Here is a 24,338-nt window from a genome sequence, read left to right as displayed (position 1 = left end):
CTTCAGCTTGAAGACGCGTCCGTTGCCGCGAAACACCGCGGAGATGTGCGTGCGCAGGCGGTCGACCGTTCGACCCGGCTGCCGTTCGGCCTCCCCAACGCCCCGCCGTCAGTGCGTCGGTGACGGCTGCGCGGAGCCGCGCTCGCCCGAGCCGCTCTTACCTGCCTTCTTGCCTGCACGCACGATCAGGGCCGCGAAGGCTGAACGCCGGATCTTCTTCTTGGAGACCTTTGGCCAGCGCTCGCGAACGGCCGCAATCAAGTCCTTGGCCCTCATCCCGGGTTTCACGAACTTCACGATCCTCCGGCTGATAGTCGATGTTAATGGCATGATTGGCGCTCCGTTCAACTGGTCGATGTTTCTTCGAGGCGAATTCTTCTTCGTTGATCTGCGTCAAGCCATGCCTGAACGTCGCGTGCGGCTCATGCCTTGCGGCGAGGAACCGGTCAGTCCTCGACGACCCGGCGAAGGCGCGCACGGCGCAGGCTGACCTGACGTCCGCCGGCACGCAGCAGGGCGCCGGCCTCCTCGAGCTGCGACAGGGTCCGCGACACGGTCTCGATGGTCAGGCCCAGGTAGTCGGCGATGTCGCGCCGCGTCATCGGGAGCAGGAACGTCCCGGTGCCGCCGAGCCGTTCGTCGACCTCGATCAGGAACGTCGCCACCCGTTCCACGGCGGAGCGGCGGCCGAGAAGCAACATGTGGTCCTGGGCGTGACGCAAGCCACGGGTGGCCATGTTCCAGAGGTGGCAGGCGACCTCGGCGTTGCGGGTGGCGGCGCGCTGTATCCCCAGGCGCCGGAAGATCAGGACCTTCGTGTCCGAGAGGGCCTCGGCCGAGTGCCGGTGGGTCTGGCCCTGCTCGAAGCCGAACAGGTCGCCGGGCAGGTGGAAACCGGTGATCTGGCGCCGACCGTCGCTGAGGACCTTGTGGGTTCGGACCGCGCCGTCGGTCACCCGGTAGACGAACTCGGCGTCCTCGCCCTCACCGTAGATCTCCTCCTCGCGGCCATAGGCAAACGGTGTTCCGACGATCTCGGGGCAACCCGCGAAGAGGACGCCCTCGCGGCCGATGGCAACCGGGACGTTCGCGGGGGTGAACGACGGAATGGGTCGCGTCATCTCTGTGGCCATGGATCGACTCCTCGTCCGGATCGGATGAGGGGGAAGTTGGCCGCGCCGTCGCCGGAGGGAAATTCCGGCCCGTTTCGTAAGGGCCCCTGCGTAAGGGCAATTACGTAGGTCCGGGGGTCGACCGTCATCCCCCGCCGATCGCCACGGCCATCCATCCGCCGGCATGGTCGGGCGCCATGAGCAGGCCGAAGCGGGCCGCGAGCAGGGACCCGACGGCGGTGGCGAGCGCGTAGGCCATCACCGCGAGGACGAACGTCAGGCCATCGGCGTGATGGCGCAGAGCGTGGATCGAGGCGCAGCCGGAGGTGAACGCCGCAGCGAGGAGGATCGCGAGGGGATCGGACGGCATGACCGTGGTTCGCAGCAATCGGGAGCCCTGGAGCTTCGGGGCTGCGCCGGCCGTGACGGCGCGGCGCAGCCGCTGTTTGACGAACACGCTCCGGTCAGACGGAGCGCGCCTCGGGCGACCGGTACAGCCGCCAGAGTTCAGACCCGGACAGGACGAAAACGGCGAGGCCGATGACCACGTGGGCGCCCGCGACGACCTTCAGCTCCGCGAAGCCCAGCACCCAGGGCGCCGCGGCCACCCAGAGACCGACGGCGAGGTTGAGGTATTCCTCCCAGTCGTAGGACTGGCTGAGCGCAAGCATGGCGATGACGGCGATCGCGGCGCCGCAGATGAAGGCATTTCGCGCTGCGACCGTTTCGCTGCCCAGCTCCAGGTACCAGGGGGCCAGGAACAGGGTGATGCCCAGAAAGACGTTGAGGCCGTTCAAGACCGCGTCCTCGGCTCGGTTCTCGATGGTGCGCATCGACTTCTCCTCGCGAGCAAGGCGCCCGGGAGTCGGGTCCGACCGGACGCCGAGCGACGGACGTCCCGTCGCTTCCACGCGAGGACGATCGTCGCGCGATGGGTCTGCGGCCTTGACCCAAATCAACAGAGGTCCGGTCTCGGCAGCATGAGAACTGCCGAAGATTGGTAAAGCCGTCGCTTTATCTCCAGAACGACGATGCATCCCTCGATGTTTGATTTGGGTCAAGGTCTTTGCCGTGGGCCGGCGCACCCTGCGCCCCTTCGCCAGACAAGGAGATCGCGATGCGTTCCGGACACACGCCGCACCTGCATGCCCATGACCCCAAGGACGCCGCCGAGGCGATGGGGGCTGGCTTGGCCGCCTGGCGCACCCTCGCCGTCGACGTGCCGTTGCGTCTCGCGGCCGAGACGATGCGCTTCACGGGCCGTCGCCTTCAGGCCCAGGCGGACCACCTCGTCGGGCTGGCGCGGTGCGGCTCGCTCCAGGAGGTCGTCGCGCTCCAGGCGGCGTTCGTGACCCGGGGCCTGACAGACGACCGGCAGGAGGCGACGACCCTGTCGCACGACGTCACGGAGACCGCCTTCGCCAAGGCGGCGTGACACGGGCGTCCGCCGACCGGCCAATGGCTCCGGCGGGCTTCTCCCGAGACCCTGAAGCGCTGTTGGCAGGACGGGCTCCGATGCCGGGCAGACCATGCCGCCCCCAGATCTACCGCATCTTCCAGCACCGGCATGCGCCGGGGCTGTGTTGCGCCGTCCGCGAGGACCTGTCGATCCCGTCCTTCGTCGGGGCCCAGGGCTGGAACTTCGGCGCCGAGGTCCGCGAGACCGGAAGCCTGCCGTTCGGCTTCCAACCCGCACCGGCGCGCGAGGCCAGTGCCGCGTTCGGATATTACCTGTTTCATCATCCCTGCGAGACCCTGTCGGCTCGCTACGCCCGTCCCTGGGGCGGCGAGGGGGCCGAGCCGGATCGTTGCAGGCCGTGAGCGGCCGGCGCCCTCACCGCCCCTCCGCGATGTCGGGCGCCCGTTGCGCCAGGACCGGCGGCTCCCCCACGCGTTCCGTCCTTGCCGGGCCTCGCGGCCGCGTCAGGCCAGGCCGGCCAGCACGGACCATCGCACCAGCTCCTGCAGGCTGGCCGCCTGGGTCTTGGCCATGAGCTTGGCCCTGTAGATCTCGACGGTCCGCGGGCTGATGTCGAGGGTGCGGCCGATGTCCTTGCTGGAGCCGCCCGCGACGAGTTGGTCCATCACCTGACGCTCGCGGTCGCTCAGGGTGCCGACCCGTCGGACGAACTCGTCGAGGGTGGGATCGACGACCTTGGCCGCTCCGCCCCGGTTCAGGGCGGAGCGCAGCGCCTGCACCAACGCTTCGTCGTCGAACGGCTTCTCGATGAAGTCGCAGGCCCCGAGCTTCATCGCCTCCACCGCGAGCTGCACGTCCCCGTGCCCCGTCATCACCACCACGGGGAGGGTATGGCCGCAGGCCCGCAGGCGGCGCAGCAGCTCGAGCCCGTCGACGCCGGGCATGCGGATGTCGGTCAGGACGCACCCGCGGGCCGGCTTGACCAGCGTGTCGAGGAGGTCCGTCGCGGCCTCGTAGAGCGCGATCTCGAAGCCCGCGGTGTCGAGCAGGAAGCCGACCGAATCCCGCATCGCCGGGTCATCGTCGACCACGTGCACGAGGCTATGGGCCATGGATGGCATCTCCCTCCGGGGCGGTCGCCAGGGTCAGGCGAAACGTCGCCCCGCCGGCCGCGTTGCGCTCGACCGTGAGGCGGCCGCCATGCGCCTCGATGATGGTGCGGCAGATCGAGAGGCCGACGCCCATCCCGCTGGCCTTCGTGGTCACGAAGGGCTGGAACAGCCTGTCGGCGACCTCCTCCGCGATGCCGGGGCCGGTGTCCGCCACCGTGATCTCGACCGCCTCGGCGGAGAGCGCATGGGCGTCGACGGCCAGTTCGCGCCGTTCGCTGTGCTGCATGGCCTCGCGCGCGTTGCGCATCAGGTTGACCAGGACCTGCTGGACCTGCACCCGGTCCGCCAGAACGGCCTTCAGGCCGGGGGCCACGTGGAGGCGGGCGACGAGGCCCTGCTCCCGGGCGCCGACCAGGGCCAGGGCGCCCGCCTCCTCGATCAGCCGCGAGACCGACTCGAGGCGGCGTTCGGTCTCGCCGCGGGTGACGAACTCCCTCAGGCGGCGGATGATCTGCCCGGCCCGCAGGGCCTGCTCGGCGGTCTTGTCGAGAACCTCGATGGTCTTGGCAATGGCTTCGGGACCCGGGTTCGCGAGCAGGCGACGGCAGCCCTTGGTGTAGTTGGCGATGGCGCCGAGCGGCTGGTTCAGCTCGTGGGCCAGGGTGGATGCCATCTCGCCCATGGCGCTCAGGCGCGAGATGTGGACGAGTTCGGATTGCAGTTCCTGCAGCCGTGCCTGGATCCTCTGATGCTCGGTCAGGTCGTTGATGAAGCCGGTGAAGAAGACCTGCTCGCCCGAGCGCATCTCACCGATGGCGAGCTCCATCGGGAAGGTCGTGCCGTCCGCCCGCTGGCCCGTCACGACCCGATGGATGCCGATGATGCGGCGCTCCCGGGTTCGGCGGTAGTGGTCGAGATAGCCATCGTGCTCGCCGCGCATCGGCTCCGGCATCAGCATCCGGACGTTGCGCCCGAGGGTCTCGGCGGCCGCGTATCCGAAGAGGCGCTCGGCCGCCGTGCTGAAGGAGGTGATGAGGCCGGCCTCGTCGATGACGACCATGGCCTCGGGCACCGTGTCGAGGATCGAGCGCAGGTGCGCCTCGCGGGCGCGCAGGTCCGCCTCGGCCTTCTTCTGCTCGTGGATGCTGAGGACGACGCCCCGGTGACGCACCGGTCGGCCATCTGCGTCGCGGTTCACCTGCCCGCACGAGCGCAGCCAGCAGACCTGACCGTCCGGCCGCACGACCCGGTAGTCGACCTCGTAGCTCCCGCCATCCCGCAGGGCCCCCTGGATGGCATCGGCCCGCGCCTGGCGGTCATCGGGGTGCACCAGGGCCTGGGAGGCCGTGAAGGTGGTCAGTCGCTCTGGCGGAACGCCGAAGAGCCGGGCGCAGGTCGGCGAGACCGTGACACGGCCGGTCGGGATATCCAGAGACCAGATGCAGACGCCCACGTCGTCCAGGGTCTGCCGGAGTTCGTCGACGGTCAGCGTGCCGTCGCCCAGATGGCCGAGGGACATCGAGCCGATGGGGTTCGTCATCGTTCGCCCCCTTCGGCGCTGGCTATTCCAGGGCTCCAAAGAACAATCTCTGCAACCAGTCCGTTCAAGAATGTCACGTGATGGACGCTTCCACGAACAGCAACATCTTCGGCCAACATCATGGCCCGCAGATCAATGGCCGGCGATTGATACGGTTTCTATCACTGAAGATAGTCGATGGATACCGCGCAACTGCTGGCCGCGGCTAAGCATCTTGTGGCGAAGGGGGCGTTTGAGGTGGATCAAGGCGGCTGGGTCGCGACGGGACGAACACGGGACCCAGCAGAACTTGGAGACGCCCCATGGCGAAGCCCCCCTCATCCCCGCTCGCGGCCCTTCGCGACATCCTCGTCGGCACGACCGTCGAGACCGCGTACGAGGAACCCTCGAGCGCCATCGGTTACGGCCTGACGCTCGCGAAAGCCGCCGGCGCCCACCTCACGGTCCAATCCGCCTCGTGGTGCCTCTCGGGCGACGATGCCTGGCTCGGCAGTTTCGATCTCGACGACGACGGGGTCGCGCGCATCGACCGGCGCCTCGATGCGATGGCCCGTTCCGTCGCGGACCGTGCGGCCGGGGACGCGGCGCAGGCGGGCGTGCTCTGCACGACGCAGACGCCGAGCCTGCCTTACCCGGACGTCGTCGGTCGGCTGGTGGCTCAGGCCAGCCTGCATGACCTGACCGTCCTGGATGCGGGACCGCGGACCTACGATCTGGATCGCGAGGTGATCGAGAAAGCCCTCCTCGCAAGTGGTCGTCCGGTCATCGCAGTGCCGCCGGGACACGACGCCTTCACCGGTCGGAAGATCATCGTGGCCTGGGACGGCAGTGCGCAGGCGGCGCGGGCGGCCAACGACGCGATGCCGTTCCTCTGCGCGGCGGACGCCGTCGAGATCGTCTGCGTCGCCGGCACAGAAGAACTGTACACATCGGTTCCGGGTGCCGAGTTCGCGCCTCACCTCGCGCGCCACGGCGTGACCGTCAGCGTCGTCGACGTCCCGGTGGTGGGGGACACCGCGGAGACGCTTCGCAACCAGGCGACGATGTTTCACGCCGACATGATCGTGATGGGGGCGTACGGCCATTCCCGCGTCCGCGAGTTCTTCTTCGGTGGCGTCACGCGCGCCCTCCTGAGAAGCAGCCCGGCCCCCCTGCTCCTCGCGCACTGACGAGGGGAGGTTCGGTCACGAGACCGAGCCGCCGATACCGCGTTCCCGTTGCGGCCGTCCGGGTCGCACGGCCCAACACCCCGTCCCGTCCGCGATCCCGCCGTGGCGCGGGAGGCGCCTTGGGACGAAAACGACCCGCGCGCCGTGACGGATGCCGGGGGGCTGTGGCGTGACCCGTTCGAAGCGGCGCGGGGCCTTCACCGGGGGGCGCGCGCAAACTCCCGCATGAACGCCAGGAGCCGTCGCAGATGGTGGCGGTCGGGTTCCGGCCGCGAGCCCGTCGCGAGGGCGCCGATCAAACCGTCGACGAAGAGAGACCCGCCCGAATAGGCGATCGACCAGTCGGCGAAGTCACGCCGCGGGGCGTCTCGGTCCTGCACCACGTGGACTTGCGTATGCCGCCGGTCGCGGCGGATGCTCTCCATCAGTTCGTCGATGGCGGCGCGCGAGCCTTCCAGGATCTGGGCGAAGCGTCCGTCGGTCGCGATCAGCGCGCCGGTGACGTTCAGCCGAACGTTCCTGACATGGGCGGCGTCCACGATGTCCCGGATGTCCGCTTCCGTCGCCTGCCTGCGACTGACGTAGAGAAAGGATCGCTCCATGGGCTTCTTCGACCTTCGTCTTCGTCCACCGGCCGGATCGCCATCCCGGGGAGGACTGTCATCGCCTCAGGGTCTTCAGATATGCGGTGAGGTCGTCGGCATCGGAGGGATCGAGCTGGAACGCGGGCATGGCCGGGTGACGTCGCTCGACACCCTCGACCAGGATGTCGGCGAGATCATCGATGGGAAAGCGGCGGGCGAGCGTTCGAAACGCCGGCGCCTCGGGCATCGGGCTGACTCCCCGAGAGCCGATGCCATGGCATCGCGCGCAGGTCGCGCGAGCCAACGCCTTGCCGCGTGAGGCCGATCCGTCACGGGCCGTGGCGGGGGGCGCGACGAGCCCGAACAGCGCGACCGATGCGAGGACGAGCGCGCGGCACATCAGTGGCTCATCAGGCAGCAGACGGGTGCCGTCTGCAGGATGTCGTGGGTCATGCCGCCGAAGATCCATTCCCGAAGGCGCGAATGTCCATAGGCTCCCAGGACGATCAGGTCGGCGTATTCCCGGCGTGCGAAGCGCAGGATCTCGTCGGCTTCGACCGACCGGCTTCCGAACAGGGCATGGGTGGTGGCATTCACGTCGTGGCGCGACAGGTGGGCCGCCACATCCTCGATTCCCTGGAATTGCGTCTCCTGTCCGACCGAGACGAGGTAGACGTGGTCCGCCTGTCGCAGGAAAGGCAGCGCCGCCGTGACGGCCCGCCGGGCCTCGAGGGTGTCCTTCCAGGCGACGACGATGCGGTCGGCGCCCAGGTGCTCGATCCCCGGGGGAACGATCAGGACCGGACGTCCCGCCTCCATCAGCAACGGGCCGGGCAGCACCGTCATCGCGCCCGGCACGGCATCGGCCGGGCCATGGCGCCCGACCACCACGAGATCCGCCGCGCGGGCCTCCCGGGCGAGGTTGGCCGTGGGATGTCCCTCGGTGAACCGCCAGTCGGTGCGGAGGCCCTCGCGGGCATGGCGCAGGAACAGGTCCCGGACCCGGGCGGCCTCGTCGCGCGATCGGCGTTCCTCGGCCGCGCGCAGGATCCCGTCCGCCTGCATGTTGGCGAATGCGGACGGTCCGGGGATCGGCCGGGCCGCCACGCCGGTCAGGTCGGCCGCGAAGCGCCGCGCCAGGCCGGCGGCGAGCCGGACGCGGTCGGCGGAACCGCGATCCAGGTCCACGGATACCAGGATGTGCGCGTAACCCACAGCCGCCTCCCCAAGCCGCCGAGCCCGGCGGAAGGGCAATCTGGCTCGGCCCGGCTCCGCCGGCCTTGATCCATCTCAAGGGACCGCACGAGGCCGCTGGGCCGGGCGCGCGGATTCGTCGGCATCGGATGCCGGGGCGGTCATCGGACCACCGAGCGCCCGCATGGCGTTGAGGATGACGGCGACGTCGATGACCTCCTGCAACAGGGCGCCCCGCAGCGGCGTCAGGTAGCCGAGGGCCGCCGCGACCATGCCGGCGAGCGACAGGCCGAGGCCGACCAGCACGCTCTGGAGTGCGATGGCCCGGGCCCGCCGGGCGATGCGGATCGCATCCGGAAGCGGCGCGAGGCTGTCGACCAGCAGGACGACGTCCGCCGCCTCGGCCGCCGCGGCCGCGCCCCTGGCGCCGAGCGCGACCCCGAGATCGGCGGCCGCCAGGGCGGGCGCGTCGTTGACGCCGTCCCCCACCATCATCACCAACCCCTGCCCCCGTTCGCGCGCCACGACCTGCGTCTTCCCCGCAGGATCGAGATCGGCCGCCAGGGCATCGATGGGCAGGCCCGCGATCAGCGCCTGCGCGACGCTGCGCCGGTCTCCGGTCGCGAGCACCACGCGCCGGATGCCGCAGCGGCGCAGGTCCGCGAGCGTCCGTCCGCCATCCGTTCGTACCGGGTCGGCGAAGCTCAGGATCGCGGCGGGCCTGCCGTCCACGGCCACCAGCACCGTCGCGGCCACGGCATCCGCGTTCCGGACGGCGTCCGTCTCCGGGAAGGGGATGCCGTGCGCCCGCATCGTGCGGGGTCCGCCGACCCTCACGGGCCGCCCCGCGACGAGGCCCGACACGCCCTCGCCCGGGACTTCGGCCACCTGCGTCGGCTGCGTCAGCGTAAGGCCGCGGGCGAGGGCCGCATCGACCAGGGCACGGGCCGTCGGATGGCCGGAGGCTTGGTCGAGGGAGGCGGCCAGCCTCAGGACATCCCGCTCCGCGACGGGACCGAGGCGATCCACGGCCGTCAGCCGCGCCGTCCCGTGGGTCAGCGTCCCGGTCTTGTCGACCACCAGGACGCGCACCCGCGCCAGCTTCTCCAGGGCGCCGCCGCCCTTGATGATGACGCCGATGCCGGCCGCCCGCGACAGACCGGAGATCAGGGCGACGGGCACCGCGAGGATGAGCGGGCAGGGCGTGGCGACGACCAGCACCGCGAGGGCCCGCAAGGGATCGCCCGTGGCAGCCCAGGCGCCCCCGGCCAGCATCAGGGTCAGGCCGAGGAAGGCCAGGCCGTAGCGGTCGGCGAGGCGCGCCATCGGCGCCTTCTGGGTTCGGGCGGCCTCGACGAGCCGGACGATCCCCGCATAGGTGCTCTCGGCGGCCCGGCGCTCGGCCAGGAGCGTGAAGGGCGCCCCGACATTGACCGTGCCGCTCAGCACGGACGCGTTCGCTTCGAACGTGACCGGCAGGGCCTCGCCGGTGAGCGTCGCCTGATCGAGGATGGCCCGGCCCGCGGCGACGCGGCCGTCCACCGGCAGGACGTCGCCGACGCGCACGAGGATGCGGTCGCCCGGGGCCAGGCTCTCGATGGGGACTTCCCTCACGCCGCTCGAGTCCTCGCGGAGGGCGGAGCGTGGCTGCCGGGCGAGCAGCGCCGTCATGGCCCGCCCGGCGCGTCCGGAGGCGTAGGCTTCCAGGGATTGGCCACCGGCATACATGAGGGCGATGACGACGCCGGCCAGCGGCTGCGACAGGGCGAGCGCGCCGCCCATCGACAGCAGGGCGACGAGGTCGAGCCCGACGTCGCCGCGCGCCAGGCTGGTCACGACCTGGAGCGCGAGGACGGCGAGGACCGCCAGCGTCGGAAGCGTCCACGCCCAGGCCGCGATGTCCGGGCGACCGAGCGCCTCGGCGGACAGGCCGGCGCAGAGGCCGGCGAGCGGAAGGACGGCCAGCCCTCCGCGCAGGCCCGTCAGCCAGCCGAGGCCCGCCGGCCCGCGCGAAGTCCTGGGGTCAACGGCCGCCGTCGTCATTCTCAGGGTCGCTTCCGGCTGTCGGGGGCCTTCGGGGTGCGCCCGTGTCGACCGGGAAGCCTTGCGCTGGATCAACAGGCGCCCGTTGCGTCGACGGAGAGGGCCCAAGCCTCGCGACGGCGAGCGCTGCGTCGCCGCGCCGATCCCGCATCGCCCGCCGGGAAGAGTTTTCGCTGCCTTGATCCAGCGCAAGGTCGCGGCGTCGGCCCCCCGCCATCGTCGGGCGGATGGATCCGGGCGCATCGCCCGGACGCCCGGAGATCCCGATGCCTTCCCTGACCCTGCCGAGCGCGGTGGACCTGGCCCGCACCCAGTTCGCCCTGACCGTCGTGTGGCACTTCCTGTTCCCGGCCTTCACCATCGGCCTGGCGAGTTTCCTGGCCGTCCTGGAGGGCCGCTGGCTGGCCACCGGCAAGGCCGTCTACCTCGATGTCTACCGCTACTGGCTCAAGGTCTTCGCCGTCGCCTTCGCCATGGGCGTCGTGTCGGGCCTGGTGATGTCCTACCAGTTCGGCACCAACTGGTCGGTCTTCGCCGACCGCACCGCGCCGATCCTGGGGCCGCTCCTCGGCTACGAGGTGCTCACGGCCTTCTTCCTCGAGGCCGGCTTCCTCGGCGTCATGCTGTTCGGATTGGAGCGGGTCGGCCCGCGCCTGCACTTCCTGGCGACCTGCCTCGTCGCCTTCGGCACCCTGACCTCGGCCTTCTGGATCCTCTCGGCCAATTCCTGGATGCAGACCCCCACGGGCCACGAACTGGGAGCCGACGGACGGTTCGCCCCGGCCGATTGGTGGGCCATCGTCTTCAACCCCTCCTTCCCCTACCGTTTCGCCCATACGGTGACCGGCGCCTACCTGACCACGGCGATGATCGTGGGCGCGGTCGCTGCGTGGCACCTCCTGCGCGACGGCCGGAATCCCCGTGCCCGGGTGATGTTCTCCATGGCGATGTGGATGGCCGCGCTCGTCGCGCCGGCGCAACTGGTCATCGGCGACGTGCACGGCGCCAACACCTACCAGCACCAGCCCGCCAAGGTCGCGGCGATGGAAGGGCACTTCGAGACCCGAAGCCGGGCCCCCGCCCTGGTCCTGGGATGGCCCGACGCCGAGGCCGGCGAGACGCGGGGCGCCCTCGGCATCCCGGGCCTGGCGAGCCTCTACCTCACGCACGACCTGAACGGCACCGTGAAGGGGCTCAAGGACATGCCCCGCGCGACCTGGCCGACCAACCTGCCGCTGGTGTTCTGGTCGTTCCGCATCATGGTCGGTCTCGGCCTCCTGATGATCGCCCTCGGGTTCGTCTCGCTCTGGCTGCGCTGGAAGGGCCGGCTCTACGAGACCGTCTGGTTCCAGCGCTTCGCGGTCGCCATGGGACCGTCGGGGCTGATCGCCGTCACCGCCGGCTGGACCGTCACCGAGACGGGGCGCCAGCCCTTCACGGTCTACGGCCTGCTCCGCACCGCCGACAGCGTCTCGCCGATCGCCGCGCCCGCCGTCGCCGCCTCCCTCGCGGCCTTCGCGGTGGTCTACCTCGCGGTGTTCGGGGCGGGCATCTGGTACCTGCTGCACCTCTTCAACCAGACCCCGCAGGTCCACGAATCCGGACCGCCGACCGGCGTGCCGGTGCGAACGGCCGGCATCACCCCGGCACCGGCCCTCGACGCGCCCCACGCGGGCGCGCGCCGTCCCGCCCTCCAGCCCGCGGAGTAGTCCCCATGACCCTCGATCTCACCCTCGTCTGGGCGCTCCTCATCGCCACCGCCATCTTCCTCTACGTGGTCATGGACGGCTTCGACCTCGGGGTCGGCATCCTGTTCCCGGCGATCCGGGAGAAGGCCGACCGGGACGTGATGGTGAACACCGTCGCCCCGGTCTGGGACGGCAACGAGACCTGGCTGATCCTCGGCGGGGGCGGCCTGTTCGCCGTGTTCCCGCTGGCCTACGCCACGCTGCTGCCGGCCCTCTACATCCCGCTGACGCTGATGCTGCTCGCCCTGGTGTTCCGCGGCGTCGCGTTCGAGATGCGGTTCCGGACCGTCACGCGTCTCTCCCGGACCGCGTGGGACGGCGCCTTCTCGGCCGGGAGCCTCGTCGCCGCCTTCTGCCAGGGCATCTGCCTCGGCGCCCTGGTGCAGGGCGTCCGCGTCGAGGGACGGGCCTATGCCGGAGGCTGGTGGGACTGGCTGTCGCCGTTTTCCCTGTTCACCGGGCTCGCGCTGGTCGCCGGTTACGGGCTGCTCGGGGCGGGCTGGCTGATCTGGAAGACCGAGGGTGAGCTCCAGCTCCGGGCCTATCGCCTCGCCCGGGCCTTCGGCTGGGCGACCGTCGCCGCCATCGCCGTCGTGTCCCTGGCGATGCCGTTCCTCAGCCCCGCCTTCCGCGGTCGTTGGCTGACCTTTCCGGCGATGGCCTTCGTCGCCCCCGTCCCGCTTCTCGTCGGCCTCCTGGGCTGGCGCCTGCGCGACGCCCTCGACCGGCGCGAGGAGGTCATGCCCTTCCTGTGCGGGCTCGGCCTGTTCCTGCTGTCCTATGTCGGGCTCGCCATCAGCCTGTTCCCGATGATCGTGCCGCCCTCGGTGACGATCTGGGACGCGGCCACGCACCCGAGCAGCCAGCGCTTCCTTCTCGTCGGAACGGTCGTGCTCCTGCCGATGGTGCTTGGCTACACCGCCTACGTCTACTGGCTGTTCCGGGGTAAGGTCACCGCCGGCGCGCCCGGCTACCATTAGGGAGGCGGACCATGACCATCCCCCGCTGGATGCGCCGCCTCGGTTGGTTCGGGGCCCTGTGGGCCGGCGGCATCGCCTGCCTCACGGCGGTCGCCCTGCCCCTGCGATGGCTCCTCAAGGTCGTATGACGAGGGCCGTCTCGGCCGAGCCGCGTTCACCGACCCCCTCCCGGTTCGAACGGGTCATCGGGCAGGCCGCATCGGCGCAGGCCACCGTGTCTCGCGCGGCCGAGGCGAAGCGGCCGAGGCGACGCGATCCGTCGCAAGGTCGGGGGCTCCCTGTTGGCCGCCGAAGCCCGATGGGGTTCGACGGCCGCGAGGGGGCGGTTCAGGCCCGAACCCGGCCCGCCTCAGACGTCGAGGTTGGCGACGCTGAGGGCGTTGTCCTGGATGAACTCGCGGCGGGGTTCGACCACGTCGCCCATCAGCTTCACGAACAGGTCGTCGGCGTCCTGGGTGTCCTTGACCTTGACCTGGAGGAGCGAGCGCACGTCGCGGTCGAGGGTGGTTTCCCAGAGCTGCTGGGCGGTCATCTCGCCGAGGCCCTTGTAGCGCTGGAGCTGCAGCCCCTTGCGGCCGAAGGCCATCACCGCCTCGAACAGGCCGACGGGCCCGTGCAGGGTGGTCTCGTCGCCCTTGCGCGCGTAGGTGACGGGCTGGTCGTAGATCTCGCGCAGGGCCTCCGCCCGGTCGGCGAGGCGGCGCGCCTCCTGCGAGGCCAGCAGCGAGGCGTCGAGGGTCGCCACCTGGCGCACGCCGCGCAGGGTCCGGCTCAAGACGTAGCCGCCCTCCGAGACGGCGCCCTCCCAGCCGCGCTCGATGTCGTCGGCGATCCAGTCCATGCGCCGGGCGACCTCCTCGGCCAGCACCTCGGCCTCGGCCGCGTTCTCGTCGACATTGGCCCGGAAGGCGCCGGCGATCAGGGCCTGCTCGACCACGGCGCGGTCGTAGCGGGTGTGGAGCGCCTGCATCAGCCCGCGGAACTGGCGGGCCTCCTCCACCAGGGACTTCAGCTGCGGGCCGCCGAACTCGGTGCCGGAGGCCAGCCGCAGCACGGCGCCCTCGACGCCGGCATCGATGAGGTAGTCCTCCAGCGCCCGCTCGTCCTTGAGGTAGAGCGCCGACTTGCCCTTGGCGGCTTTGTAGAGGGGCGGCTGGGCGATGTAGAGGTGCCCGCGCTCGATCACCTCCGGCATCTGCCGGAAGAAGAAGGTCAGCAGCAGGGTGCGGATGTGCGAGCCGTCCACGTCGGCATCCGTCATGATGATGATGCGGTGGTAGCGCAGCTTGTCGGGGTTGAAGCCCTCGCGGTCCGTGGACGAGCGGCCGATACCGGCGCCGAGCGCGGTGATCAGGGTGCCGATCTCGGCCGAGGACAGCATCCGGTCGGCCCGCACCCGCTCCACGTTGAGGATTTTTCCGCGCAGCGGGAGAACGGCCTGGAAGGTGCGGTCGCGGCCCTGCTTGGCCGAGCCGCCGGCGGAATCGCCCTCCACCAGCAGGATCTCGCACTTCGAGGGATCGCGCTCCTGGCAATCGGCGAGCTTGCCGGGCAGTGAGGCGATGTCGAGGACGCCCTTGCGGGTCACGGTCTCGCGGGCCTTGCGGGCCGCCTCGCGGGCCGAGGCCGCCATGATGACCTTGGCCATCACCGAGCGGGCGAGCGCCGGGTTCTCCTCGAGCCAGTTCGACAGGCCCTCGTTCAGCACGTTCTCCACGGCCGGGCGCACCTCGGAGGAAACCAGCTTGTCCTTGGTCTGCGAGGAGAATTTCGGGTCCGGCACCTGCACCGAGATCACGGCGGTGAGGCCCTCGCGACAATCCTCGCCGGTGAGCGAGATCTTTTCGCGCTTGGCGATGCCGGACGATTCCGAATAGCCGGTGATCTGCCGGGTGAGGGCGGCGCGGAAGCCCGCCATGTGGGTGCCGCCGTCGCGCTGCGGGATGTTGTTGGTGAAGGGCAGCACGGTCTCGTTGAACGAGTCGTTCCACCAGAGCGCGACCTCGACGCGGATGTTGTCGCGCTCGGCCCGCACCATGACGGGCTTCTGCATGCCCTCGATGGGTTTGCGCGAGCGGTCGAGGTAGCGCACGAAGGCCTCGATGCCGCCCTCGTAGTACAGCTCCTCGCGCTTGTGCTCGGCGTGGCGGGCGTCGGTGAGGACGATGCGCACGCCGGAATTCAGGAAGGCGAGCTCGCGCAGGCGCTTCTCCAGCGTCGCGTAGTCGAACTCGATCATCGTGAAGGTGTCGGTGGAGGGCAGGAACGACACCTCGGTGCCGCGCCGGCCGTTGCCGTCGCCGACGACGATCAGCGGCGAGACCGCGTCGCCGTGGCGGAACTCCATCGCGTGCTCGCGGCCGCCCCGCCAGATGCGCAGGCGCAGCCATTGCGAGAGGGCGTTGACCACCGAGACGCCGACGCCGTGCAGGCCGCCGGAGACCTTATAGGAGTTCTGGTCGAACTTTCCGCCCGCGTGCAGCTGGGTCATGATGACCTCGGCCGCCGAGACCCCCTCCTCCTTGTGGATGTCGGTGGGGATGCCGCGGCCGTTGTCGGAGACCGTGACGGAGCCGTCGGCGTTCAGCGTGACGGTGACGAGGTCCGCGTGGCCCGCGAGCGCCTCGTCGATGGCGTTGTCGACCACCTCGTAGACCATGTGGTGCAGGCCCGAGCCGTCGTCGGTGTCGCCGATATACATGCCGGGGCGCTTGCGCACCGCGTCGAGGCCCTTGAGGACCCGGATGGATTCCGCGCCGTAGGCATCGGCGGCGAGATTATGGGAACTGTCGGACATGAACTTCCTCGGGCAGGCGGGCATTCAGGCCGGACTTGCCGGCCCAGGCCGGGCCCCCGCCGCCTGCATTTCTTCTTGACCCGCGCAATATAAGCATTTCCCACTGGGAATGCATCGTTTTCGGGCCCGTGGACCCCCGGAATCGCGACCACGATGCCCCGTTCGCGTTAACCCCCCGTCAAGGCCCCGCCGGGATCCGGCCGACGGGGCCCGGCCGGCCTCAATCCTGCAGGAACGGGTTCGACACGCGCTCCTCGCCGAGCGTGCTGGTGGGGCCGTGGCCGGGGATGAAGGCGACGTCGTCGCCCAGCGGCAGGACCTTGTCCTTGATGGCCCGGATGAGCTGCTCGTGGTTGCCGCCGGGCAGGTCGGTGCGGCCGACCGAGCCCTTGAACACCACGTCGCCCACGAGGGCGAAGCGCGCGTCGCGGCTCATGAACACCACGCTGCCGGGGGAGTGGCCGGGGGCGTGCAGGATGTCGAAGGCCAGGCCGCCGACCTCGACCACGTCGCCGTCGCCCAGCCAGCGGTCCGGCGTCACCGCCCGGGCCCCGTCGAGGCCGTAATTGGCGCCCGTCTCCGGCAGGCTGTCGAGGAGGTAGCGATCGGCCTCGTGCGGCCCCTCGATCGGCACGCCGAGCCGGTCGCGCAGCTCGGCCGCGCCGCCGGCGTGGTCGATGTGCCCGTGGGTGAGCAGGATCTTTTCGATGGCGATGCCCTGGGCGGCGATCGCCGCCTCGATCCGGTCGAGGTCGCCGCCCGGATCGACCACGGCGCCGACCTTGGTCTCGTCCGACCAGATCAGGGTGCAGTTCTGCTGGAAGGGGGTCACCGGAATGATTCCGGCGCGGGGCGTGCCTGGCATCAGGGGTCTCGCGGGATGGCGCCGCGGCGGCGCGGGGGTCGGCGCCGCCGGAGCGCGGGGTGGACGTGAGGGCGGGCGCCGCAGCGGCGCCGGTGGCGGCCTGTCTAGCCCGAGATCGGTGCGGGCGCGAATCCGCCGCGCCCGTCGCGGCCCCCGCCGCGCGGCTCCCCGGTCGCCGTTCCCGTGTCGCGGCCCCCATGTCGCGGCCCCCATGTCGCGGCCTCATGGTCAAACTTCGGCCTCGCCACGGGCCTAACGGAGCCTTAACCACGGTCCGGCCGCACGCCTCGCCGGGCGAGCCACCGTCCCCCTCCCCCATCCGGGCCCCTTGCGCACATGCTGAAAACCGCCTTCGTCGCCGCACGGGACCGGCAGCGCCTCGGGGAGATCGCGTCCGTCCTCATCGGCTTCGGCGTCACCAAGGTGGTGGAGCGCCTCGGCCTCGCCCAGGTGGCGCGCCTCGCCAAGCGCCGGACGCCGCAGGTGGACATCGCCCGCCTGTCGCAGCCCCAGCGGGTGCGGCGCGCCATCGAGACCCTGGGGCCGACCTTCGTGAAGCTCGGCCAGATCCTGGCGAGCCGGCCCGACCTCCTGACCCCGGAATGGACCGAGGAGCTGGAGAAGCTCCACAGCCAGGTCTCGCCGATCCCGTGGGAGCGCATCCGGCCCCAGCTCGAGGAGGACCTCGGCGGCCCGGCCTCGGAGATCTTCGCCGAGTTCGACACCACGCCGCTCGCCGCCGCCTCCATCGCCCAGGTCTACCGCGCCCGCCTGCAGACCGGCGAGGAGGTGGTGGTGAAGGTGCTGCGCCCGGGCCTGCGCAAGACCATCGAGGCGGACCTGCGCCTGATGGGCCACGCCACCCGCATCGTCGTGGACGAGTGGCCGGAATTCGGGCGCTACCAGCCCCAGGAGCAGATGCGCCACCTGGCCAGCGGCCTCTACGGCGAGCTCGACCTCATCAACGAGGCGCGCAACTGCGAGACCATCGCGGCGATCTTTGCCGACCGCGACGACATCGTGGTGCCCAAGATCCACTGGGAATGGACCTCCGAGCGGGTGCTGGTGCAGGAATTCGTGCACGGCATCCCGCCCAACGACCATGCCCGCCTGGACGCCGCCGGCTACGACAAGGTGCTGCTCGCCCAGAAGGGCACCGACGCCTTCCTGCAGATGGCCCTGATCGAGGGCGTGTTCCACGCCGACCCGCATCCCGGCAACATGCTGATCATGCCGGACAACCGGATCGGCTTCATCGATTTCGGCATCATCGGGCGCCTCTCGCAGCGCCGCCGCACCCAGCTCCTGATGCTGATCGGCGCCATGCTCAAGGAGGATTCCGACGGGCTGATGGCCGTGCTCCTCGACTGGAGCGGCTCGAGCAACCCGGACCTCACCAAGCTCGAGGCCTCGTCGCAGGCCTTCGTCGCCCGCCACACCGGCGCCTCCCTGGATTTCGGGGCGCTGCTCACCGACTTCATGACCATGGCCCGCGAGAACGACCTCGCCATGCCCACGGATCTGGCCATCCTGTTCAAGGGGCTGGTGACCGCCGACGGGGTGATGCGCCAGCTCGACCCCGGCTTCGACCTGTTCTTGGCCGCCGGGCCGACCGTGCGGCGCAAGCTCGCCTCGCAGTTCTCGATCAAGGGCCTGACCCGTAAGGTCGAGGCGGTGGGCGCCGGCCTGTTCGGCGCGGCCTCCGAGCTGCCGACCCTGATCCACCTCATGCTGGTGCGCCTGAAGCAGGGCCGCGTCACCGTCGAGATCGAGCTCAAGGGCATCGAGAAGCTCACCCGCGGCATCGAGCGCGCCGCCGCCCGCATCGCGGTGGCGCTCATCGTCGCCGCCTTCGCCACGCAGCTCGCCCCCCGCTTCATGGACCTCGGCACGCCGGCCTTCATCACGGTCGGCGCCATGGTCTGCGTGATCGGGATCGGCTGGCTGGTCCTGCTGGGGCGCAACAAGTAGCGGGGCGGGCGCCCCCTAGGACGCCGCGGCAGGCTCGGCCGCGCGGGGGCGGACGCCGGAATCATCCACCGTCGCCCGCGCCTTCGACAGGTCGTGGGCGTTCTGGAGGTTGAGCCAGAATTGCGGCGTGGTTCCGAAGCGGACGCCGAGGCGGATCGCGGTGTCGGCGGTGATGCCGCGCCGGCCCCGGATGATTTCGGAGACCCGGTTGGGCGGCACGCCGATCTCCGCCGCGAACTGCCGGGCCGACAGGGCGAGCGGCGTCAGGTACTCCTCCACGAGGATCTCGCCGGGATGGGTGCGGATGCGGGCCATGGCCGATCTCCTGTGCGGTCGCGCGAGGATACATCGGCCCGCGCCCCGCGGAAAGTTTCTCTCAGGTTGCATTTCTGATGAAACAAATTACCTGAAGTTCGTATGCCCCATCGGGCTGCCAACGGAAGGACGCGGACACCATGGCTGATCGTGCGGTCAGGAAGACCGGAAAGAACGCTGAAGGCGACATCACGGCGTTGTGCAACGATGGCGACGCGTGGTCGCCGCGCCGGAAGCAGGACGCCATCAACGACATCGAACTCGGGCTGCACAGCTATCACGTGCCCTGGACAAACGGACGGACCGAGATCCGGGTCGTCCAGGGGCCGAACGGCAAGTACCTGCGCACGGATCGGGATACCACCACCCGGAACAACCTGGACGATCTTCCGGATTGCTGATCCGGTTCGGGGTTCGGGCGTGAACGCCGCGGCGGTCCTGCTCCCAGCAGGGCCGCCGTCCCGGCGCCGGGGCGGCTGGCCTACCCCACCCGCCGCTTCAGCGGGGCGTCGAGGCCGCCGACGCGGAACCAGTGGTAGCCGTAGCGCTCCATCATCAGGCAGTGGCGGCCCTCCGCGTCCGCTTCGCAGCGGCGGCCGGTGAGGAGGTCGACGAGGAGGTGGCCCTCCGGCCCCTCGATTCCGGCCGAGAGTGCGATCTCCATCGGCGTGCCCGCGAGGTTGTGCACGCAGAGCACGGAATTGCCCTCCCAGTCGTAGCGGATCGCCAGGATCGCCGGCGAGGCCGTCTCGATCACGGTGAAGTCGCCCCAGCCGATCTCCGGCACCTCCTTGCGGGTGCGGATCACGCTCTCCATCCAGTTCAGGAGGGAGCCGCGGTCGTGGCGCTGGCTGGCCACGTTGACGTGGTCGAAGCCGTAGGCGCCGTGGTCGATCACCGGCAGGGTCGGGGTCTCGCTCTTGGTGAAGCCGCCCTGGGCCTCGCCGCTCCACTGCATCGGCGTGCGGGCGCATTCGCGCTCCTTGAGCGAGAGGTCGTCGCCCATGCCGATCTCGTCGCCGTAGCGCAGCACGGGTGTGCCCGGCAGGGTGAACATCAGCGAATAGGCGAGCTCGATGCGCTGCTGGTCGCCTCCGAGCATCGGGGCGAGGCGCCGCCGGATGCCCCGGTCGTAGAGCTGCATGCCCTTCTCGGGCCCGAAGGCGGAAAACACCGCCTGGCGCTGGGCCTCGGTGAGCCGCCCGAGGTCGAGCTCGTCGTGGTTGCGCAGGAACACCGCCCACTGGGCGGAATCGGGCCGGTTCCAGGTCTTGCGCATGGCCTTGGCCAGGGGGCGCCCGTCGCCGGCCGCGAGGCCGTAGAACAGGGCCTGGTTGACGGGGAAGTTGAACAGCATGTGGAGCCGGTCGGCGTCGTCGCCGAAATAGGCGAGGTCCTTCTTGGGCAGGATGTTGGCCTCGCCCAGGATGATGGCGTCGCCCTGGCGCCACTGCAGGAACTCGCGGAAGTCGCGCAGCATGTCGAACTGCTCGTCGGGCTCGCCCGTGACCTCCGGCCCCTTCTTGGCGATGACGAACGGCACCGCGTCCATGCGGAAGCCCGAGACCCCGAGCTGGATCCAGAAGCCCATGATCTTCTGGATCTCGGCCCGCACCGCCGGATGGGCGGTGTTGAGGTCCGGCTGGAACGGCATGAAGCGGTGGAAGTAGTAGGCCCCCGCCTTGGCGTCGCGGGTCCAGGTGGTGGTCTGGACGCCGGGAAAGACCATGCCCTCGTCGGCGTGCGGCGGCCGGGTCTTCGACCAGACGTACCAGTCCCGGTAGGGCGAATCCGGGTCGGAGCGGGCGGACTGGAACCAGGGATGCTGGTCCGAGGTGTGGTTGACCACGAGGTCGATGAGGACGCGCAGGCCCCGCTGCTTGGCCGCGTGGGTGAAGGCGACGAAGTCGCCGAGCGAGCCGTAATCCGGGTCGACGCCGTAATAGTCGGAGATGTCGTAGCCGCCGTCGCGCTTGGGCGAGGGCTGGAACGGCATCAGCCAGATCGCCGTGATGCCGATGCCCTGCAGGTAGTCGAGCCGGCGCTCCAGCCCGGCGAAGTCGCCGATGCCGTCGCCGTTGCCGTCGAGGAAGGTCCGGACCGAGAGGCAGTAGACGATGGCGTTCTTGTACCAGAGGTCCTTGATCATGCCGTCATCCCCGGGGGCGGGGGCCCCGGGCCACAACGCGGGCCCGCGGGAAAGCGTTGCCGTGAGCGTTGCCGTGAGCTTGGCCAGTGCGGAACGCCCCGAGCGTGGCCGTCCCGTCCTTAAATCAGCCGCCTTGTGCAGCGCATCTGCCACGCTCCGGCGCGCGGTCTCGGCTATGACCGTGCGGCCCTCCGCGCCACGACCCCACTCCCGGTATCCCGGCCCGCATGAACATCATCCTGATCAAGCTGTTCGCCACGGCGCTGACGCTCAGTCAGGTCACGACGCGGCCGGATGCGGTCAAGACGCAGTTCGATCCCGTGGCCGACAAGGCCCAGGTGGTGCAGATCCTGCGCGACGGCTGCGCCCACATGCGCAAGGCCTTCGACATCGAGGACATCAACCTCGACGAGCTGATCTCCACCGCCATGGAGGACCCCAGCGCGGTGGCGGGCGCGAGCGCCCCCAAGATCCTGCACGGCCTCGACATCGGTGAGCTCAACGTCAGCTACCGCCAGTTCTGCAAGGGCGAGACCCCCAAGGACTCGCCCTTCGACGCGGCCGAGGTCATCGCCTTCTACAACAAGGCGGTGGCCGACCTGCCCTCGGCCGAGGCCCTGAAGGAGCGCAAGCTCCCCGGCGCCTCCCTGATCCTCGACGGATCGGGCAAGCGCTACGCCGAGGCCTTCGAGGCCAACGGCCGGCGCCTCAGCGTGCCCATCGCCGAGGTGCCCACGATGGTCCAGAAGGCCTTCGTGGCGGCGGAGGACAAGCGCTTCGAGACCCACCGGGGCATCGACGAGCGCGGGGTGATCCGCGCCTTCATCGGCAACCTCGCCTCCCCGGGCCGCCCGGCCGGCGGCTCCACCATCACCCAGCAGGTGGTCAAGAACCTCTCGGTCGGCGACGACGTCACCTACGAGCGCAAGATCCGCGAGATGATCGTGGCCTCCCGCCTGGAGCACATCCTGGGCAAGCCGCAGATCCTGGAGCTCTACCTCAACGGCATCTATCTCGGCCGCGGCGCCTACGGCATCGAGATGGCCGCGCGCAGCTATTTCGGCAAATCGGTGGGCCAGCTCACCGTGCCGGAGGCCGCGCTGCTGGCCGGCATGCCCAAGGGCCCGAACTTCTACAGCCCCGACAAGTACCCCGACCGGGCGCGCGAGCGCCGGGCCTACGTGCTGGCGCGCATGAAGGAGGAGGGCGTCATCACCGAGGCGCAGCTCGGCGAGGCCGCCAACGCGCCCCTCGGCCTGAAGCCGATCGACGCGGTCCGGCGCGATTCCGGCTTCTACTTCGTCGACCACCTGGCCCGGGAGGTGCGCACCTTCGCGGGCGTCGACTCCCTCACCGCCGCCAGCCACGTGGTGCGCTCCACGATCAACGCCGGCCTGCAGACCGCCACCGAGACCGCCCTGCAGGAGGGCCTCTCCACCTACGAGCGCGCCACCGGGCGCGCCCGCTACGAGGGGCCGGAGCTCAACCTCGCCGAGGCCGTGCGCAAGCTCGAGGCCGCGATCCCCGCCGCCGAGGCCTCGCCCCTGGGCGTCCCCCTCCTCACGGGCGATCCGGTCAAGCCGGCCGCTGCCCCGGCTCCGAAGCCGGCCCCGAAGACGAAGGCGGAGCGCAAGGCCGCCGCCGCCGAGAAGGCGGCGGAGCAGGCCGCGCCCAAGGTCGAGCGCCCCAAACCGGCCTGGCAGCGGGCGCTGGAGACCGCCCGGCCCGTCCTCTACGACGTGCACTGGCCTCTGGCCGTGGTCCTGGATACCGGGCGCGGCGGCACCGCGAAGGTCGGCCTCGCCGACGGCCGCACCGCCAGCCTCGAGCCCGGCCCGGCGCGCGGAAAGCTCCAGCCCTACGACGTGGTGCGGGTCAAGCTGCGCGATCCGAACGCGAAGGCGCCGCGCGCCGACCTGCGGGTCCGGCCGAGCGTCCAGGGCGCCGCCCTGGTGCTGGAGAACCGGACCGGGCGCATCCTCGCCATGGCGGGCGGCTTCTCCTATCCGGTGAGCCAGCTCAACCGCGTCACCCAGACCGTGCGCCAGCCGGGCTCGACCCTGAAGCCCCTCACCTATCTGGCCGCGCTCAATGCCGGCCTGCAGCCCAACACCCTGGTGCTGGATTCCGCCATCACCCTGCCGCCCATCGGCGGCGTCGGCGATTCCTGGTCGCCCAAGAACTACGAGGGCACGGGAGCCGGGGCCACGACCCTGCGCCGGGGCCTGGAATTCTCCAAGAACCTCGTCACTGCCCGCCTGCTCCAGGGCGGCATCGCCGACAAGGCGCCGGCCAGCCTGCAGAAGGTCTGCGACCTCGCCCTGGAGGCGCAGATCTACGCCGAGTGCGAGCGCTACTATCCCTTCGTGCTCGGCGCGCAGCCCGTGCGGATGGTGGACCTCGCCGCGTTCTACGCCGCGGTGGCCAACGAGGGCGCCCGGCCCGCGCCCTACGCCCTGGAATCGGTCGAGCGCGACGGCAAGACCCTCTACACCCGCGAGGCCCGGGCCCCGACCCGGATCGGTTCGGCCGACCGGGTGGCGTTCTACCAGCTCAAGACCATGCTGCAGGGGGTGACGAACCACGGCACGGCCGCGGCGCTCGCCCGGTTCTCGTCGTCGATCGCGGGCAAGACCGGCACCTCGGAGAACGAGAACGACGCCTGGTTCGCCGGCTTCACCAACGAGATCACCATCGTGGTCTGGGTCGGCTACGACAATGCCGACGGCACCCGCCGCACCCTCGGGCGCGGGCAGACCGGCGGCCACCTCGCGGTGCCCATCGCCGGCACCATCCTCCAGGCGGCCTGGGCCAACGGCGTGCCGCGCACGGCCCTGGCCCCGCCCTCCCCGGAGGCGCGCCAGGACCTCCTCGAGGCCAGCATCGATCCGCGCAGCGGCCAGCGCGTCGACGGCGGCGGCGTCCTGGAGCATTTCCGGATCAAGGACGGCCGCATGGCCGACACCCAGTACAAGCTGCTGCCCCGCGAGACCCGGACCGCCATGCGGCCCGATCCCGAGGACGGCGACCTCGGCGCCGAGGACGACGCCCCCGACCTGGCCGGGGGCCTGTTCGGCGGCCTGCGGGGCCAGCCGGACGACGATCGGCGCCGGGCCCAGCCCGAGAGCGACCTCCTCGATCCCTACGGCGAGCGGCGCAACCGCCGGGCCCAGTCCGAGACCTACCAGCCCTGGCCGGGCACGCAGCGCTCGCCCTTCGGCGACGAGGAGGAGATCCGGCCGCGCCAGCGCCGCCGCGATCCCGACTACCTGTTCGGCGACGAGCCGCGCTTCTGAGGGCGCCCCGCCCGGGGCACGGCCCCGACCCCCTCTCCTCGAC

At 70.7% G+C, this 24,338-nt stretch carries 23 protein-coding genes; 9 read left to right on the top strand and 14 right to left on the bottom strand.

The window, feature by feature from the left end; genetic code table 11:
- Positions 1 to 108 precede the first annotated feature (108 nt).
- From AC6EUL_RS06625 to AC6EUL_RS06610, 4 genes are all read right to left on the bottom strand, one after another.
- Positions 109 to 297 (bottom strand): hypothetical protein, encoded by a 189-nt coding sequence (locus AC6EUL_RS06625; RefSeq protein WP_499869536.1) that lies wholly within the window; start codon positions 295 to 297, stop codon positions 109 to 111.
- A 149-nt stretch (positions 298 to 446) separates the two neighbouring features.
- Entirely contained in the window at positions 447 to 1,133 is a 687-nt protein-coding gene (locus AC6EUL_RS06620; protein ID WP_056220062.1) for a helix-turn-helix domain-containing protein, read from the bottom strand.
- Between the two features lie 124 nt (positions 1,134 to 1,257).
- Positions 1,258 to 1,569 (bottom strand): hypothetical protein, encoded by a 312-nt coding sequence (locus AC6EUL_RS06615; RefSeq protein ID WP_244476302.1) that lies wholly within the window; start codon positions 1,567 to 1,569, stop codon positions 1,258 to 1,260.
- A gap of 7 nt (positions 1,570 to 1,576) precedes the next feature.
- The gene (locus AC6EUL_RS06610; RefSeq protein ID WP_056270439.1) at positions 1,577 to 1,945 is read right to left on the bottom strand and encodes an SPW repeat protein; all 369 of its coding nucleotides are present in this window, start codon (positions 1,943 to 1,945) and stop codon (positions 1,577 to 1,579) included.
- A gap of 284 nt (positions 1,946 to 2,229) precedes the next feature.
- On the opposite strand from AC6EUL_RS06610, the gene AC6EUL_RS06605 reads away from it, so the two are divergent.
- Complete coding sequence (locus AC6EUL_RS06605; RefSeq protein WP_056270437.1) at positions 2,230 to 2,547, top strand: phasin family protein; 318 nt, start codon at positions 2,230 to 2,232, stop codon at positions 2,545 to 2,547.
- A gap of 80 nt (positions 2,548 to 2,627) precedes the next feature.
- On the top strand, positions 2,628 to 2,933 hold the full coding sequence (locus AC6EUL_RS06600) for a hypothetical protein (RefSeq protein WP_499869532.1): 306 nt from the start codon (positions 2,628 to 2,630) through the stop codon (positions 2,931 to 2,933).
- A gap of 102 nt (positions 2,934 to 3,035) precedes the next feature.
- Here AC6EUL_RS06600 and fixJ read toward each other — a convergent pair whose 3' ends face one another.
- Both fixJ and AC6EUL_RS06590 read right to left on the bottom strand, forming a co-directional pair.
- Positions 3,036 to 3,644, bottom strand: coding sequence for a response regulator FixJ (gene fixJ, locus AC6EUL_RS06595; protein ID WP_056220050.1), 609 nt, complete (start codon positions 3,642 to 3,644; stop codon positions 3,036 to 3,038).
- Positions 3,634 to 5,184: a PAS domain-containing sensor histidine kinase gene (locus AC6EUL_RS06590; RefSeq protein WP_499869529.1), complete on the bottom strand. Its 1,551-nt coding sequence runs from the start codon at positions 5,182 to 5,184 to the stop codon at positions 3,634 to 3,636. The genes fixJ and AC6EUL_RS06590 overlap by 11 nt, the downstream gene beginning before the upstream one ends.
- Before the next feature lie 302 nt (positions 5,185 to 5,486).
- Here AC6EUL_RS06590 and AC6EUL_RS06585 point away from each other — a divergent pair, with 302 nt between their 5' ends.
- Positions 5,487 to 6,353 carry a universal stress protein gene (locus tag AC6EUL_RS06585; protein ID WP_499869527.1) on the top strand — a complete coding sequence of 289 codons (867 nt, stop codon included), beginning with the start codon at positions 5,487 to 5,489 and terminating at the stop codon, positions 6,351 to 6,353.
- A 197-nt stretch (positions 6,354 to 6,550) separates the two neighbouring features.
- On the opposite strand, the gene AC6EUL_RS06580 is transcribed toward AC6EUL_RS06585, so the two are convergent.
- From AC6EUL_RS06580 to AC6EUL_RS06565, 4 genes are all read right to left on the bottom strand, one after another.
- The gene (locus AC6EUL_RS06580) at positions 6,551 to 6,892 is read right to left on the bottom strand and encodes a BLUF domain-containing protein (protein WP_244472509.1); all 342 of its coding nucleotides are present in this window, start codon (positions 6,890 to 6,892) and stop codon (positions 6,551 to 6,553) included.
- A gap of 121 nt (positions 6,893 to 7,013) precedes the next feature.
- On the bottom strand, positions 7,014 to 7,337 hold the full coding sequence (locus AC6EUL_RS06575; protein ID WP_499869525.1) for a c-type cytochrome: 324 nt from the start codon (positions 7,335 to 7,337) through the stop codon (positions 7,014 to 7,016).
- Positions 7,337 to 8,152 (bottom strand): universal stress protein, encoded by an 816-nt coding sequence (locus AC6EUL_RS06570; RefSeq protein WP_056220428.1) that lies wholly within the window; start codon positions 8,150 to 8,152, stop codon positions 7,337 to 7,339. Before AC6EUL_RS06570 ends, AC6EUL_RS06575 begins: the two co-directional genes overlap by 1 nt.
- A 75-nt stretch (positions 8,153 to 8,227) precedes the next feature.
- Complete coding sequence (locus AC6EUL_RS06565) at positions 8,228 to 10,174, bottom strand: heavy metal translocating P-type ATPase (RefSeq protein ID WP_499869523.1); 1,947 nt, start codon at positions 10,172 to 10,174, stop codon at positions 8,228 to 8,230.
- Positions 10,175 to 10,440: 266 nt separating this feature from the next.
- On the opposite strand from AC6EUL_RS06565, the gene AC6EUL_RS06560 reads away from it, so the two are divergent.
- Genes AC6EUL_RS06560 through AC6EUL_RS06550 form a run of 3 tightly spaced genes read left to right on the top strand, consistent with a single transcriptional unit; the run spans position 10,441 to position 13,030 of the window.
- A complete protein-coding gene (locus AC6EUL_RS06560; RefSeq protein ID WP_499869522.1) occupies positions 10,441 to 11,883 on the top strand; it encodes a cytochrome ubiquinol oxidase subunit I in 1,443 nt (480 codons plus the stop codon).
- 5 nt (positions 11,884 to 11,888) lie between these two features.
- Positions 11,889 to 12,902, top strand: a complete 1,014-nt coding sequence (gene cydB / locus AC6EUL_RS06555) for a cytochrome d ubiquinol oxidase subunit II (RefSeq protein ID WP_056270418.1) — start codon at positions 11,889 to 11,891, stop codon at positions 12,900 to 12,902.
- An 11-nt stretch (positions 12,903 to 12,913) separates the two neighbouring features.
- Positions 12,914 to 13,030 carry a DUF2474 family protein gene (locus tag AC6EUL_RS06550; protein ID WP_082486892.1) on the top strand — a complete coding sequence of 39 codons (117 nt, stop codon included), beginning with the start codon at positions 12,914 to 12,916 and terminating at the stop codon, positions 13,028 to 13,030.
- Between the two features lie 221 nt (positions 13,031 to 13,251).
- Here AC6EUL_RS06550 and gyrB read toward each other — a convergent pair whose 3' ends face one another.
- The gene (gene gyrB / locus AC6EUL_RS06545; protein WP_499869519.1) at positions 13,252 to 15,699 is read right to left on the bottom strand and encodes a DNA topoisomerase (ATP-hydrolyzing) subunit B; all 2,448 of its coding nucleotides are present in this window, start codon (positions 15,697 to 15,699) and stop codon (positions 13,252 to 13,254) included.
- 220 nt (positions 15,700 to 15,919) lie between these two features.
- Positions 15,920 to 16,564 (bottom strand): MBL fold metallo-hydrolase, encoded by a 645-nt coding sequence (locus AC6EUL_RS06540; protein WP_056220021.1) that lies wholly within the window; start codon positions 16,562 to 16,564, stop codon positions 15,920 to 15,922.
- Between the two features lie 336 nt (positions 16,565 to 16,900).
- On the opposite strand from AC6EUL_RS06540, the gene AC6EUL_RS06535 reads away from it, so the two are divergent.
- On the top strand, positions 16,901 to 18,535 hold the full coding sequence (locus tag AC6EUL_RS06535; RefSeq protein WP_499869516.1) for an ABC1 kinase family protein: 1,635 nt from the start codon (positions 16,901 to 16,903) through the stop codon (positions 18,533 to 18,535).
- Positions 18,536 to 18,550: 15 nt separating this feature from the next.
- On the opposite strand, the gene AC6EUL_RS06530 is transcribed toward AC6EUL_RS06535, so the two are convergent.
- Entirely contained in the window at positions 18,551 to 18,850 is a 300-nt protein-coding gene (locus AC6EUL_RS06530) for a HigA family addiction module antitoxin (protein WP_499869514.1), read from the bottom strand.
- 140 nt (positions 18,851 to 18,990) lie between these two features.
- Here AC6EUL_RS06530 and AC6EUL_RS06525 point away from each other — a divergent pair, with 140 nt between their 5' ends.
- On the top strand, positions 18,991 to 19,251 hold the full coding sequence (locus AC6EUL_RS06525; protein WP_056270413.1) for a DUF3892 domain-containing protein: 261 nt from the start codon (positions 18,991 to 18,993) through the stop codon (positions 19,249 to 19,251).
- A gap of 80 nt (positions 19,252 to 19,331) precedes the next feature.
- Here AC6EUL_RS06525 and AC6EUL_RS06520 read toward each other — a convergent pair whose 3' ends face one another.
- A complete protein-coding gene (locus tag AC6EUL_RS06520) occupies positions 19,332 to 20,999 on the bottom strand; it encodes an alpha-amylase family protein (RefSeq protein WP_499869512.1) in 1,668 nt (555 codons plus the stop codon).
- Positions 21,000 to 21,226: 227 nt separating this feature from the next.
- Between AC6EUL_RS06520 and AC6EUL_RS06515 the strand changes: the two genes are divergently transcribed.
- A complete protein-coding gene (locus tag AC6EUL_RS06515) occupies positions 21,227 to 24,295 on the top strand; it encodes a penicillin-binding protein 1A (protein ID WP_499869510.1) in 3,069 nt (1,022 codons plus the stop codon).
- Positions 24,296 to 24,338 lie beyond the last annotated feature (43 nt).

Source organism: Methylobacterium sp. 001424705, assembly GCF_059816145.1.
This window is presented reverse-complemented; position numbering and strand designations above follow the sequence as displayed.